General features: G+C 36.6%; 13 protein-coding genes. 1 reads left to right on the top strand and 12 read right to left on the bottom strand.

Annotated features, from left to right (window positions below; all coding sequences use genetic code 11):
* Positions 1-82: 82 nt before the first annotated feature.
* The 9 genes from cysQ to ACFSQ0_RS09155 all read right to left on the bottom strand — a co-directional run bounded on the left by cysQ (position 83) and on the right by ACFSQ0_RS09155 (position 9,323).
* Positions 83-841 carry a 3'(2'),5'-bisphosphate nucleotidase CysQ gene (gene cysQ, locus ACFSQ0_RS09195; protein ID WP_379047273.1) on the bottom strand — a complete coding sequence of 253 codons (759 nt, stop codon included), beginning with the start codon at positions 839-841 and terminating at the stop codon, positions 83-85.
* A gap of 204 nt (positions 842-1,045) precedes the next feature.
* Complete coding sequence (gene rfbD / locus ACFSQ0_RS09190) at positions 1,046-1,891, bottom strand: dTDP-4-dehydrorhamnose reductase (protein ID WP_379047270.1); 846 nt, start codon at positions 1,889-1,891, stop codon at positions 1,046-1,048.
* Complete coding sequence (gene rfbC / locus ACFSQ0_RS09185; protein WP_379047267.1) at positions 1,888-2,436, bottom strand: dTDP-4-dehydrorhamnose 3,5-epimerase; 549 nt, start codon at positions 2,434-2,436, stop codon at positions 1,888-1,890. The genes rfbD and rfbC overlap by 4 nt, the downstream gene beginning before the upstream one ends.
* Entirely contained in the window at positions 2,437-3,285 is an 849-nt protein-coding gene (rfbA, locus tag ACFSQ0_RS09180; protein WP_379047264.1) for a glucose-1-phosphate thymidylyltransferase RfbA, read from the bottom strand. It abuts the gene before it with no gap.
* Positions 3,282-4,295 (bottom strand): dTDP-glucose 4,6-dehydratase, encoded by a 1,014-nt coding sequence (gene rfbB / locus ACFSQ0_RS09175; protein ID WP_379047261.1) that lies wholly within the window; start codon positions 4,293-4,295, stop codon positions 3,282-3,284. The genes rfbA and rfbB overlap by 4 nt, the downstream gene beginning before the upstream one ends.
* Entirely contained in the window at positions 4,292-5,272 is a 981-nt protein-coding gene (locus ACFSQ0_RS09170; RefSeq protein WP_379047258.1) for a hypothetical protein, read from the bottom strand. The genes rfbB and ACFSQ0_RS09170 overlap by 4 nt, the downstream gene beginning before the upstream one ends.
* Positions 5,272-6,945: a DUF6909 family protein gene (locus ACFSQ0_RS09165; protein ID WP_379048816.1), complete on the bottom strand. Its 1,674-nt coding sequence runs from the start codon at positions 6,943-6,945 to the stop codon at positions 5,272-5,274. Before ACFSQ0_RS09165 ends, ACFSQ0_RS09170 begins: the two co-directional genes overlap by 1 nt.
* Entirely contained in the window at positions 6,938-8,449 is a 1,512-nt protein-coding gene (locus ACFSQ0_RS09160; RefSeq protein WP_379047256.1) for a GH3 auxin-responsive promoter family protein, read from the bottom strand. Before ACFSQ0_RS09160 ends, ACFSQ0_RS09165 begins: the two co-directional genes overlap by 8 nt.
* 10 nt (positions 8,450-8,459) lie before the next feature.
* Positions 8,460-9,323, bottom strand: coding sequence for a M23 family metallopeptidase (locus tag ACFSQ0_RS09155; RefSeq protein ID WP_379047253.1), 864 nt, complete (start codon positions 9,321-9,323; stop codon positions 8,460-8,462).
* Between the two features lie 122 nt (positions 9,324-9,445).
* On the opposite strand from ACFSQ0_RS09155, the gene tatA reads away from it, so the two are divergent.
* Positions 9,446-9,634 carry a twin-arginine translocase TatA/TatE family subunit gene (tatA, locus tag ACFSQ0_RS09150; protein ID WP_147861823.1) on the top strand — a complete coding sequence of 63 codons (189 nt, stop codon included), beginning with the start codon at positions 9,446-9,448 and terminating at the stop codon, positions 9,632-9,634.
* Positions 9,635-9,696: 62 nt separating this feature from the next.
* Here tatA and ACFSQ0_RS09145 read toward each other — a convergent pair whose 3' ends face one another.
* The 3 genes from ACFSQ0_RS09145 to ACFSQ0_RS09135 are packed head-to-tail and all read right to left on the bottom strand — an operon-like array spanning position 9,697 to position 13,398.
* Positions 9,697-10,677: a DUF4837 family protein gene (locus ACFSQ0_RS09145; RefSeq protein ID WP_379047250.1), complete on the bottom strand. Its 981-nt coding sequence runs from the start codon at positions 10,675-10,677 to the stop codon at positions 9,697-9,699.
* Positions 10,678-10,690: 13 nt separating this feature from the next.
* Positions 10,691-12,196 (bottom strand): LysM peptidoglycan-binding domain-containing protein, encoded by a 1,506-nt coding sequence (locus tag ACFSQ0_RS09140; RefSeq protein ID WP_379047247.1) that lies wholly within the window; start codon positions 12,194-12,196, stop codon positions 10,691-10,693.
* Between the two features lie 14 nt (positions 12,197-12,210).
* Complete coding sequence (locus ACFSQ0_RS09135) at positions 12,211-13,398, bottom strand: phosphoglycerate kinase (RefSeq protein ID WP_379047244.1); 1,188 nt, start codon at positions 13,396-13,398, stop codon at positions 12,211-12,213.
* Positions 13,399-13,446 lie beyond the last annotated feature (48 nt).

Below are 13,446 nucleotides of genomic sequence, written 5' to 3'. Positions count from 1 at the left end.
TTAAAGTTAACCAAATGTAGGACCAACTAGTTTTTTATATTCGGTATTAACGGTTTTGGCAAATAGCTTTAATGAAGCTTTTTTATCGCTCTACCAAAAAATTAGGGTTGCGCAAATTTTCTTTGTTATAGCGTAGTGGTTGTTTATCTTCTAAGCTTATCACCTCAAGGTCCAAGCCTCTTAAGATTGCATGTGCAGCAGCGGTATCCCACTCCATTGTTGGTGAAAACCTCGGATAAATATCAGCTTTACTTTCGGCAATCAACATAAACTTTAAAGAGCTTCCCATACTCAGAGTTTCGGCATCTTTATATTCAGCTATAAAATCTTTAGTCTCTTGGTTGGTATGCGAACGTGAGGCCACAATTTTAATAGTTCCGCTCTCATTGGTAATCAATTCCAATTCGGTTTCGGGGTCTGTGTTCTCAGATTTATAAGCTCCTATTTGCTCTCCACCAAAGTACAATTGGTCTGATACTGGCGCATATACCACGCCCAGCACAGGTTTCTGCCGATGTATAAGCGCAATATTGACTGTAAATTCACCGTTTTTTTTGATGAATTCTTTGGTACCGTCTAACGGATCTACCATCCAGAAATATTCCCAATCTTTTCTAGTTTCATAAGGAATTTCGGCACCTTCTTCAGACAAAATAGGAAAATCAGTTGCCTCTAATGCCTTTACAATTGTCTTATGCGCTCTTTGGTCTGCCAAGGTTATCGGACTTAAGTCTTCTTTTTCTTGGATTTGAAAATCTTTTCCGTTGTATACTTCTAATATCTGTATGCCCGCATCTCGCGCCGCATCGATCATTAAGGGGAGGTATTCTTTTAATTCCATTTTAAAATTGTAAGTAAGGGTTAATCCATAAACAAAAGACTTTTGCACACCTTTTTACTTATGTTTTGTCTAAAATAGCAGAAAAATACCTTCTCTAGCGTTACATTCTTGTTAATACCTAGCCAAGAAAACCTTAAGGCAGAGCGTAAAAATTAGTTTAAGCTAAGAATACACTTTTATTTTTAGTGAATTCTACTTGCTATTTTAAGACTCGTTGTTTATTAAATTTGTAAGACTCGCTTCCCATTGAGGTATCGTTAAATCAAAAGTTTCAATGATTTTACCTTTATCTAAACAACTATTTACTGGTCTTTTTGCTTTTGTTTTATAGGCATTTGAAGCTTGCACCATTGTCTTTTTATCTTGCCTTTCTACAATAGCTTTTGCAAAATCATACCAAGTGGCCTCGCCCAAGTTACTGTAATGATAAATACCATAGTTTTTCTTTTGCGATAGGATTATTTGAAGGACCGCTGCCGCCAAATCATTAGCATTGGTAGGATTTCCTTTTTGCTGAGTGGTAATTTTTAGGCTTTCGCCTGATGCTGCTTTTTGTGAAATGGTTTTAAAAAAATTATGTCCGAATTGTGAGTACAACCAAGAGGTTCTCACAATATAGTATTCTTTTAATATTTCTTGAATGTACTGCTCTCCCTTTAATTTAGAAGCGCCATAAACGTTTATTGGATTTACCTGATCTTCTTCGGTGTAAGCCGATTTTTTTTCACCGTCAAAAACATAGTCTGTAGAAATATGAATCAGTTTAGTTTGGTGCTTTTGGCAGGCTTCGGCCAAGTGCTTTACCCCTTCTGCATTGATTAAAAAGGCTTTATTTATATCGGTTTCTGCTTGCTCAACATTGGTATAAGCCGCTGCGTTTATGCAGTAATGAAAGTTGTGCTTTTCAAAATAGCTTTGAATCGCTTCCGCGGAAGCGATATTCAATTCTTTTGAGTCGGTAAAACAAAAATTTAAAGTCGTATATTTTTTGGCTGCAACCTGAAGGCATTGCCCCAATTGCCCTGCTGCCCCGGTAACTAAAATTTTCATAACCAATTGGCTTTTTTGAGTGTAGGTAATACTTGATCTTTAGGAGAAAGTAAAAGCTCTTCTGCAGGTATTTGCCAATTTATATTTAATGTAGGGTCATTATAAATAATACCGGCTTCTGATGCTTTATGGTAGTAGGCATCACATTTATAGGCAAAAATAGCTTGCTTAGATAAGGTTACAAATCCGTGGCCAAATCCTTTAGGGATGAATAACTGATAATTGTTTTTGTGGTTGAGCTTTACTTGATAGGATTTTCCAAAGCTTGGCGAGTCTTTTCTTAGGTCTACTGCCACATCGAGTACTTCGCCTTGAATAACCCGTACGAGTTTTGCCTGACTATGGTCTCCTGTTTGTAAATGAATTCCGCGTAAAGCGCCATATTTAGAAATAGATTGATTGTCTTGCACAAAATTGACGTTTAAGCCAGTAGTTTGCTCAAAAACCTGTTGATTAAAGGTTTCAAAAAAACTGCCGCGTTCATCTTCAAAAACACGGGGTTTTAAGAGAAAGCATCCGTCTAAATTGGTTTTTTCTATCTGCATTTATTGTAAATTTTTGCTGTAACCGCTTTTTGTTAATGGCTCGAGTAACTTTTTATATTGGGATTTGTTGATATATCCCATATTATAGGCCGCTTCTTCTAGTGCTCCCACTTTTAATCCTTGTCGTTCTTCTATAGCCTCTACAAAATTAGAAGCCTGCATGAGTGACTTAAAGGTGCCGGTGTCTAACCAGGCGGTGCCTTTGTCTAAAATACCTACTTGTAATTTACCCTTTTTAAGGTAGGCGTTGTTTACATCGGTAATTTCTAATTCGCCACGTGCGCTGGGTTGAATAGATTTGGCGATTTGTACCACTTCGTTATCGTAAAAATAAATTCCTGGCACGGCATATTTAGACTTGGGTTGACTGGGTTTTTCTTCTATAGAAATCACCTTACCCTCTTCATCAAATTCTACCACTCCATAGCGTTCAGGGTCATGTACATGGTAGGCATATACCACCCCGCCATCTGGATTGTTATTTTGTTTGAGTAAGTTTTCTAGTCCAGAACCATAAAAGATATTGTCTCCCAGAATTAAAGCTACTTTATCTCTACCTATAAATTCTTCACCAATGATAAAAGCCTCTGCCAAGCCATTGGGTTGCTCTTGTACTTTGTACTCAAACTGGCAGCCCAACTGTTTGCCATCGCCTAAAAGCTTTTTAAACAAAGGCAAATCGTGTGGTGTACTTATAATCAAGATTTCGCGAATACCCGCTAACATCAAAGTAGAAAGCGGGTAATAAATCATGGGTTTATCATACACCGGCAACAATTGCTTGCTTACGGCAAGGGTTAAGGGGTGCAAACGCGTACCTGAACCTCCGGCTAGAATAATTCCTTTCATTGTAAATATTTTTTTAAGTACCAGTTTATGGTTTTCTCTATTCCTGTTTCAAAATTTTCTTGGGCTTGCCAACCTAGTTCATTTTCTATTTTTTGAGCATCTATGGCATATCTAAAATCGTGTCCAGGTCTGTCTTTTACAAAGGTGATAAGTTCTAGATAGGAAGCTTTAGCGGCCCGTGGATGCTGCTGATCTAGGATTTTGCAGATGTACTGAGCGATATATAAATTTTGTCGTTCATTTTTACCGCCAATGTTATAGGTTTCGCCTAATTTTCCGTCTTCTAAGGCTTTCTGAATCCCTTTACAGTGATCTTCTACATATAACCAATCTCTAATATTGGTGCCTTCACCATAAATAGGAATCTGCTCTCCTTTTAAAGCTTTACGGATTATGGTTGGAATTAATTTTTCATCGTGTTGATAAGGACCGTAATTGTTAGAACAATTGGTGGTTAAAACAGGCATCCCATAAGTATGAAAATAACTTCTCACCAACATATCTGAAGCTGCCTTTGAAGCGCTGTAAGGACTGTTGGGTGCGTAAGGTGTCTCTTCGGTAAATAAGCCTTTTTCTCCCAGTGTGCCGTAAACCTCATCGGTAGAGACGTGCAAAAATCGGGCTTTTACAAAAGCAGTTTTATGCTGGAAGGGAGCGGTCATCCATAATTTGTAGGCGGTTTGCAAAAGATTAAAAGTTCCGTTTACATTGGTTTCTACAAATACAGCGGGATTGGCAATTGAGTTATCTACATGAGATTCGGCAGCAAAGTGAACCACTTCTTGAAATTGATATTCCTCAAAAAGATTATGCACCAATTGCGCATCGCAAATATCGCCTTTAACGAATTGATAATTGGGGTGATTGGGCTGTTCAATATTATCTAAATTGGCCGCATAGGTGAGTTTATCTAAATTTACAACCCGAATTTCTTTCTTGGCTCTAAGAATATAATTGATATAATTAGACCCGATAAATCCAGCTCCTCCTGTTACTAATATTGTTTTCATGATTTAGTTTTCAAAGATTTAGCTTGCGCAATAATTTTGAAGAATAGATAGCCTAAAAACAAAATTACCAACAAAATTATAGGGGTAAGCAGCATTTTGTTTTTTTGTAGGATTGACTTCTGCTTTAGTGGTTGAGGCATGCTCAAATCAATAATTCTTAAAAACTCCTCTTGTTGAATTTTCTCTTTGATTAAGTTTTGAGTTTCTATTTGTAACTCGGTACGCTGCGAAATAAGTCCGTCAAAGTCAAAATTAGCACCATTTACTACTATCTTGGCATCGGCAGGAGAATCTTTTGAATTAGCGTAATTGGCTATTAAACGGTCTAAAGAAGCGATAAATTCTTTATTGGCTTGCACTTGATCGGCTAAAAAGCTGGCCTTTTCTTGGAATAACTTTTTAAAGTAAGCATTATCTTTTAGCTGATTTATTATTTTTTCTAAAATTAAACTACCTTCTTTATCTGCCGGATGTTTTAAAATTACTTTATGCACACGTATTTTATTCTGCAAAAGTTCTTTTTTCTGTTCCTCTTCTAGTAATTTAGACTCCTCTATATAATCTAAATAATTTTCTTCTTCGTTAGATAGCAATTGGGTAAGGTATACCGGTTTAACTTCAAGAGATAGACCTTTTAATTCTTCATCTCCTAGAAGCGCTGCCCATTTGGTATTGTCTTTTTGCAATAAAAAATTAACCTCATCAATTTTATTATACAAATAATCGGTTCCTTCTTCATTAACGCTAAGTGTAGCTTGAGTTTGGAGGTATTCTTGACTAGAGGTTTTCCAAAAGTAACCCAAAACGATACCAATAACAATCACTGCCAGTATTAGCAGAGCGTTTCGCAGTAAAAAATGAACCAAAAGCAAAAAACGATGATATATGTTTTTAAAAGCATTTTTTATTAAGCGAAATAAATCAAAAATATCTATTTCCTCATTTTGCTTTTGGCTGTCTAAATTATCTTTATTCATTATCTAAAAATTTGTTCAATAATTTTCTCGGTGATCAAATAAGTAGGTTTAACTCCAGTAGTGCCTAATCCGCCAGAAGCTAAAGTACTTCCTGTTTCTAAGGGGTTATCGCTAGCATAATAAGCATACCGCACTTTTACTTCTTCACTAATATTACCCCTCAACTTAGAGGCGGCTTGGATGGCTTTTTGGTAATGTGCGCCTTCCATTTCTAGTCCTACCACATTCCAAGTAGAATCATAAAAGAACTTTAAGATATCTTTATTCTGTAAAGAAGTACCCAGTACGGTGATCATAGCTCCATCTACTATGGCAATATCATTACCTTCTAAATCGGATCGAGTAAGTTCATTATGAAATGGATAATTATCGGCGGTGCCCTCAAATAAGTGAGCTTTAGGAATCATTATATCGCCTTTACCTCCTTCAAGTATACCAGCTTTACCCATTATAGAAATGGATTTCACAGGCATATATTGCAAGGAATCCTCTTTTTTAAAGGGCTTTAAAAGCTCATCCATAGTTTCATAAGCCTGTTCACCAAAGGCGTAATCCATAACGATAATCACTGGTGCATGGTCTTTATTTGCCGATATTTTACTGTTGATGTCTTGTATTTTTGCCGTATCAAAAATCTGAACATCAATATTGGTTCCGCTTTCATCGGGTAAAAATAGCATGCCATTTTCCAAGGCGGTTTGCTCTACTTTTGCTCGAAGGGCTTTATTTTTGGTATCACTAAGCTCTTCATACACTTTAAACATGCTTTTCTCTTTACAAGCATCAGCTAAAGCTATGGGTGCGTATAGGGTATTCATTACACTATGCATATTTGCACTTATTATATGCAAGTCTCTGTGGTATAGATTATGATCAATCAGACAATTTTTGATGCGATTGGCCCAAATTTCACCGTGGATGTGATGTCCTAAACGCTCGCGTAAAACCGGACTAAAAGTTACTATACGCTTGTTATTGTTTACTGCCTCATCTATGGCTAGTTTACCTAAGAAGTAAATAATTTGAAAAAAGCGGTTAGGGTGAGATGCGGTACTAAATAATGGATGAACCCGTCGAACCTCATCAAAAGTACGTCCTAAAATATTGGCGGTATGACTTAAGGCTACTTCGATTTCTGTTTGGTCTAAATCTGATTTTTTGATGGCGGCTTCTAGCTTTTTCCAATCGCGATTTACACTACCATCTTCATTAATAACCACCCGTTTCATGATTTTATGCGACTCGATAAATAAGAAAGTAAGGTGCGTAAGAATATCATAAATTTCAGACCTCCCGCGGGTTACCTCTATATTCATTTGCTCTTCGTCTATGCGGTAACAATTTCTTCTTCGCTTAGGTGGAACAATAGGTTTGAAATGAGAATTGGCATAACCTTCATCGCTGGTAAGGTTAATGAAACGGCACTCCTCAATACCAACCGGCAGACGATCCATCACATACATAAGTCCGTTTAACTCTACCTTTTCTGAAGCTATAGTACCATAAATCTCAGGTCTAAGAGTTAGCAATGCCTCTCGTAGCGTTTCTCCCGAGACCCCCATAGGTTTATAAAAACCTCGGTTAAACAAATGCCGCATGGTAATATATAGCCTTTCAATTGCATTAGAGCTTTCTTGAGCTCTAGACCTTCCTTGCGATTTAATTTTATTCATCATTCGTTTCTACTAGTTTTAATTCATATAATTTATCGGCCAATTGACGATCATTGGTAAGTCTGGGGAGTTTATTTTGTCCTCCTAATTTACCTATGGCTTTCATATACCTTTGAAATCCGTTCTCGACTATTGGGCTAATGACTAATGTTTTCAAAATCTTACCTTGAATTAAATCTTGGTAATAGCTGTTTTGATTTTGCAATGCCTCATCAATGCTTTGCGCAAAGGTAGTCAAATTATCAGGTTGTTTATTAAACTCAATAAACCATTCGTGATAGGGTAAGCCCGTTTCCGGATTTGTTTGCGGCGCCACACTAAACTCGCTTACTTCTACCCTATGCTCTGTTACCGCTTGTTGTAGTGCCTCTTCAACCTCTTTGGCAATTACGTGTTCACCAAAAGCCGAAGTAAAGTGTTTAATTCTTCCTGAAACCAAAACGCGGTAGGGTTTTAAACTGGTAAAAATCACTGTATCGCCCAGATTATATGCCCATAATCCAGCATTGGTCGATATTATCATAACATAATTAACGCCTAAAGCAACATCTGCAATACCAATACGATCGGGATTTTCTTCAAAAAAAGAATCGGCTTCAATAAACTCATAGTAAATTCCCGCATCTAAACGCAATAACATCCCTTTTTCTTTTTGACTGTCTTGATAGGCAAAAAAACCTTCTGATGCAGGGAAAAGTTCTATGCTGTTTATAGGTTTACCAATAAGCGACTCAAATTTGGGTCGGTAGGGTTCAAAATTTACCCCACCATAAATCAGTAAATTAAAATTAGGGAAAATCTCAGTTATGGTTTTACCAGTACGTTCTTGCAAGCGTTCGAAGTACATTTGTAACCAAGACGGTATTCCGCTAAAGACGCGCATATCTGCGCTAATGGTTTCATTGATGATAGCTTCTACTTTGGTTTCCCAATCTTCAATACAATTTACCTCCCAACTGGGCATCCTATTTTTTTGCAGGTAGCGGGGTACAAAATGAGCCACTATACCCGATAGTCTACCTACTTTTATACCGTTTTCTTCATGGAGCACTGGGCTACCTTGTAGAAAGATCATTTTACCATTTACAAAATCGCTGTTGCCAGTTTCATTGATGTAGCTTAATATAGCATTACGCGCTCCCTTGATGTGACTGGGCATAGATTCTTTAGTAATGGGAATATATTTTGCACCACTGGTGGTACCCGATGTTTTAGCAAAATAAATGGGCCTACCTGGCCATAGGATATCCTGCTCACCTTGTTTTACGCGTTCTATATAAGGTTTTAAGGCTTCGTAGTCTTTAACGGGAACAAAATTGGCAAAATCTTGCTGATTTTTAATTTTTGAAAACTGATGATCTTGACCAAATTGAGTATGTTGAGCTTGTTTAATCAATTGATTAAACACTTTTTCTTGAGCTTTCACCGGATTGTTGGCCCAGCTATCAATCTGTGCCTTCACCACTTTAGCAAATATTTTGGCTGCAAATGATTTAATGGACATAGCCTATGGTTTAAAATTCTATAAATTCTTGTGGATTTACCGGGTAACCGTTACTCCAAAGTTCAAAGTGCAAGTGGGGTCCTGTGGTTAATTCACCTGTATTACCCACCTTAGCAATGACCTCTCCTGCCACCACCATTTCGCCTTGTGCCTTGGTTAAAGATTTATTGTGTTTATAAACCGATAACAGACCGTGGTTATGTTCTAAAATAATCACATAACCAGTAGCAGCACTCCATTCTGCAAAAATCACCGTACCGTCTGCAATACTCTTAACAGGTGTATTCTCTTGAGCCACCACATCGACTGCATAATGTTTTGTTTGCGGATTAAAATTTTCTGAAATTTCACCTTTGAGCGGTGAAAACAAAGAAAATTCTACTTTAGAATCCAATTGTTTTTGAACATTAAAACGTTCTTCTTCGGCCACTTCTTTACGCAAAAGCGAGTCGGTTTCAGAGGCATTGAAATTTACCGTATCGGCAACAATTTGATTGACGGTATCTAAGTTTTCTTCTTCAAAATCTAACGGACTCACCTCTCCTGCCAACACGCGCCGAATACTTTCTAAATACCTGTTTTTTTGATCGAGTGCAATTTGTAGTGAATCGGTTTTGTAGGCTAGGCTTGTTGCTTGTTTACGCAATTTTGTACTGGCATAACCGGGTATGTATTCCCGCAAGGGTGTAAAAGCGATTAAAACCGTGGTAAAGGCTATAATTAAAATAGTTGAAATACCTACGCCTACAAATATGTTTAGTCGGTTTAAACGCAAAGCAAATTGCTCTTCAAAGGTATCTTCGTTGAGAACGACCAGCCGATACTTGTAAAGTAATTTTCTTTTAATTCTTTTACTCTTCTTGGGTTTACTCATAGGGCGCCAATTTACTATACAAATATAAAATATTATTGCAGGTTTATCTTGAATAAATCAAGCTATCGATTTTGAATTCAATTTTAATTCGTATTTTTGTATTATCTTAAAAATTTAAAGTTATGTTGGCAAACCATTTTTTAGCCATAGGTACACCGCAAATCATCTTAATTGTCGTGGTTGTATTATTGATATTCGGCGGTAAGAAAATACCCGAATTAATGAAAGGATTGGGCAGTGGTATCAAAGAATTCAAAGATGCTTCAAAAGAAGAGAATTCAAAAACCGACACTCAGCAAACAGAAAAGTAATCTTTTTTTTACTTAAAACTTATATTAAATGCGCATTCTAGCAAAGAATGCGCATTTTTAATTTAATTGATTTTTGCCGATCTTAAAATTGCTTCTAGTTCAAAAACATGGTCTCGCTTATTGGTTGAAGGTCTAAAAACAAAACCTTCTAAAATAACATAGCGTTTGTTTTTTTCATCTTTAACCGCAAAATTGATAAATGGGCCAGCCATAAAAGCATTTTTTACTTCCCAAACTCCTCTACTTTCGTAGGCAAACTTACCGTCTATTTGCGTCTCGAATAAGTACGGAGCATAGGCATCTTCGGTAACTAGATAACTCCCATCTCTGGGCCCCGGTATGTGTTGCTTACCAATACTATCACGCATTTTAATAATATTGCCTACTATATTGGTATCTTTTTCGATAGTATGAAAAGGAACTTCATAAAGCAAAATTTCCATGGTACCTTTTGGAATGTCTTTACGAATCCAGAAAAAATTATCTTCCTGTTTAGCATAACGATAGGCCGTAGGAAAGTTTAAGGAAACCCCTAATTTTTCACGAATCACTTGGTCTGGTTTTAAAGATTTAGCAATTCGGTTTTGCTGTTCCTTTAGCTCGGTTTTTTTTAATGAAGAAACAATAGCATCTTTGTTATTATCTAACAATTTAATTAACTCCTCTTGTGTAGGCGCATATACAAATACCCCAGTTTGTGGCCTAGCAAAGGTATCTTGTACAATTTCAAAATACGCTTGCGCTGATTTACCTATTTTTAAAAAAGTACGGTTACTACGTACAAAGCCATCAAAAGCGCTTGGCGGTATCTGATTCATCGTAAAAAGAGGCTCTTGGTGGGTTAAGCCATCTACAGTTGCTGCCAAAACAGAGCGTATTTCCTCTCCTATTTTGCCTTCCCATAAGGCATGATCTATTACTACCGATACATTATTAATGCGACCATTTGAATCGGGTAAATTAGCTTTAGCATCTTTGGGTTGCTCCTCACAACCTAAAACTAAAAAACTAGCTAACAATAGCCCGAAAATCTTATTTATCATAATCTACAAGAGTTTAGCCATTTGAAATTTTTAATTTCATTCCTGGTTTTAAACGACTACCGCTAATATCGTTCCATTTTTGAATTTCTTGTACGCTAACTCCAGGAAACTTACGCGATATACTCCATAAAGAATCTCCTTGTCTTACAATATAATGTTTGGTTGTGTTTGATTTTGAACGACTTGCATAAGTATTTTTAGGGAAAATACTTAAATATTGTCCTATACGTAAATTATTGCTGCGTAAGTTATTCCATTGTTTAATTTGACTAACACGCACCCCATATCGAGCTGCTATTTTACCCAAAAAATCTCCACTTCTTACTCTATACCGAACGGGTTCAAGAAGTTCTTCTTTTGTGGGCATATTCGCTTCTTTGTGTTTTTGTGCTACATATTTATAAATTAGATCTTCATTTGCCACAAACAAACCAGCCTCTTTTCTAGGTAATCTTAAATGGTATTGCTTACCCTCTATTTGCGGTATAACCCCTAATTTAAAACTTGGATTTAAAAATTCAAGCAAATCTTGATCAACTCCAGTTATATCTTCAATCATCTCAAAGTTAAGCGCTTGTTTAACTTGAATAGTATCGGTTTCAAAATAAGTGATTTGTGGTTTAGCAGAATTAAATCCGTGCTCAAATGCATATTCAAACAAGTACATGGTAGCGATAAAAGAAGGCACATAGCCAGCTGTTTCTCTAGGGAGATAGTTGCGTAATTTCCAATAGTCGGTTTGACCGCCACTTCTTCTTATTGCCTTAGAAACATTTCCTGGACCCGAATTATAAGCTGCAAGAGCTAAATCCCAATCATTAAACATACCGTATAAGGTAGATAAGTATTGAGCTGCAGCCTCTGTTGAGCGTTCTGGACTCATTCTAGCATCTACGTAACTCGTCACTTCTAAACCGTGCATTTTACCTGTTGGGTACATAAATTGCCATAATCCTGTTGCGCCCACTCGAGATTTTGCACGCGGATTTAATGCCGATTCTACAATAGCCAAGTATTTCATCTCAAGCGGTATATTGTACTGATCTAATTTCTCTTCAAATAAAGGAAAATAGTAATGACTTAAACTCATTAAGCGTTGCACACTTTCTTTACGCCATTTTAAATAGTAATTAATTACTTTTTCTAATGAGGTATTATAACTTATTTTAAATGGAGTTTTGGCATTTAACCGATCAAGACGTGCAATTAAAGTATCCCGATTTATTTGCCTAGGCACATTTTCTAATGATTCACCTTCTTGAATGGCTTGATTCATTTCTGCGTACAAGTCTGAGTTCATTAATTCCTGTTGCCAGATCGAATCGACTTGCTTGAGCTCTTTATAATCTTTTAAATAAGTTAAAACAGCTTTTTCAAGCATGTTGTGCAACTCTTTTGCACTGGCTTCTTTGCTTAAACTATCTGTTACCGGTTGATCGGCTATGTTTGCACTATCTTGAGCTACACCAAAGAAGCTCACACTACAAAAACAGAATAATGCAATAAGTTTAAATTTCATGTGATAGGTTTAAATTAATCTTTGTTTATGGCTGCTATTCCTGGCAATTCTTTACCTTCTAACATTTCGAGCATTGCACCACCTCCAGTGGAAACATAGCTAACTTGGTCGGCTAAACCAAATTGTTTCACGGCGGCTACGCTATCTCCTCCTCCTACTAACGAGAAAGCTCCTTCTTTTGTTGCTTTTGCAATTGCGTTTCCTAAATTTAAAGTTCCTTTAGCGAAAGAAGACATTTCAAAAACCCCTACAGGTCCATTCCATAAAATAATCTGGCTTTGTTGAATTATTTGCTCAAAAAGCTTGCTGGTCTCTGGCCCTACGTCTAACCCCATCCAATTTTCAGGTATATTATCAATCGCACTCAGTTTAATTTTTGCATCATCTTTAAAAGCATCGGCTATGACCGCATCTACAGGTAAATGTACTTGTACTTTTTTAGCTTTAGCTTCTTCTAAAATCTGTAAGGCTAAAGCTAATTTATCATCTTCTACTAAAGAACTACCTACCTCACCACCTAATGCTTTTATAAAAGTGAAGGTCATTCCCCCACCAATTATTAAATGATCTATTTTATCTAAAATATGACTGATTACAGTTATTTTTGAAGACACTTTTGCTCCGCCTAATATAGCGGTCACCGGTTTTTCTTTGGCTTGAAAAACCTTATTGATACTCTCAATTTCTTTGGCTAGAAGATATCCGAAGCATTTATGCTCAAAAAATTGAGCCACTACCGTTGTTGATGCGTGTGCACGGTGAGCCGTACCAAAAGCATCATTCACATAAATATCTCCCAAACTAGCTAATGCTTTTGCGAACTCAGAATCACCTTGTTTTTCTTCTTTATGATAGCGTAAGTTCTCGAGTAATAATACTTCACCGGCTTTAAGCTGATTGGCAGCTTCTTCGGCTTTACTGCCTACACAATTTTCTACAAACTTAACTTCAACTCCCAAAATTTCGGATAATGTTGGTACAATATGCTTTAAAGAATATTTTTGTTCTTGGTTTTCGGGTCTACCTAAGTGAGACATTAGAATGGCAGCTCCTCCTTGGTTGAGTATTTTACCTATACTTGGTTTTGCTGCTAATATTCGAGTGGTATCGGTAACCTCAAAATCCTCGTTTAAGGGTACATTAAAATCAACTCTAATAAGTGCCTTTTTATCTTTAAAGTTAAACTGATCTATAGTCTTCATCGCATTCTATTTTAGCATTAATTTAATTTCGTAAAAATATAAAAACAG

This window comes from Mesonia sediminis (genome assembly GCF_042684705.1).
In the GTDB taxonomy this organism is placed as follows: domain Bacteria; phylum Bacteroidota; class Bacteroidia; order Flavobacteriales; family Flavobacteriaceae; genus Mesonia; species Mesonia sediminis.
This window is presented reverse-complemented; position numbering and strand designations above follow the sequence as displayed.

What these genes read in the sequence shown, in the direction of transcription:
- ACFSQ0_RS09170 (WP_379047258.1), bottom strand. Translation starts at nt 5,272, where the DNA reads ATGAATAAAGATAATTTAGACAGCCAAAAGCAAAATGAGGAAATAGAT.
- tatA (WP_147861823.1), top strand. Translation starts at nt 9,446, where the DNA reads ATGTTGGCAAACCATTTTTTAGCCATAGGTACACCGCAAATCATCTTA.
- rfbB (WP_379047261.1), bottom strand. Translation starts at nt 4,295, where the DNA reads ATGAAAACAATATTAGTAACAGGAGGAGCTGGATTTATCGGGTCTAAT.
- ACFSQ0_RS09155 (WP_379047253.1), bottom strand. Translation starts at nt 9,323, where the DNA reads ATGAGTAAACCCAAGAAGAGTAAAAGAATTAAAAGAAAATTACTTTAC.
- ACFSQ0_RS09145 (WP_379047250.1), bottom strand. Translation starts at nt 10,677, where the DNA reads ATGATAAATAAGATTTTCGGGCTATTGTTAGCTAGTTTTTTAGTTTTA.
- rfbA (WP_379047264.1), bottom strand. Translation starts at nt 3,285, where the DNA reads ATGAAAGGAATTATTCTAGCCGGAGGTTCAGGTACGCGTTTGCACCCC.
- rfbD (WP_379047270.1), bottom strand. Translation starts at nt 1,891, where the DNA reads ATGAAAATTTTAGTTACCGGGGCAGCAGGGCAATTGGGGCAATGCCTT.
- ACFSQ0_RS09160 (WP_379047256.1), bottom strand. Translation starts at nt 8,449, where the DNA reads ATGTCCATTAAATCATTTGCAGCCAAAATATTTGCTAAAGTGGTGAAG.
- ACFSQ0_RS09140 (WP_379047247.1), bottom strand. Translation starts at nt 12,196, where the DNA reads ATGAAATTTAAACTTATTGCATTATTCTGTTTTTGTAGTGTGAGCTTC.
- ACFSQ0_RS09135 (WP_379047244.1), bottom strand. Translation starts at nt 13,398, where the DNA reads ATGAAGACTATAGATCAGTTTAACTTTAAAGATAAAAAGGCACTTATT.
- cysQ (WP_379047273.1), bottom strand. Translation starts at nt 841, where the DNA reads ATGGAATTAAAAGAATACCTCCCCTTAATGATCGATGCGGCGCGAGAT.
- rfbC (WP_379047267.1), bottom strand. Translation starts at nt 2,436, where the DNA reads ATGCAGATAGAAAAAACCAATTTAGACGGATGCTTTCTCTTAAAACCC.
- ACFSQ0_RS09165 (WP_379048816.1), bottom strand. Translation starts at nt 6,945, where the DNA reads ATGAATAAAATTAAATCGCAAGGAAGGTCTAGAGCTCAAGAAAGCTCT.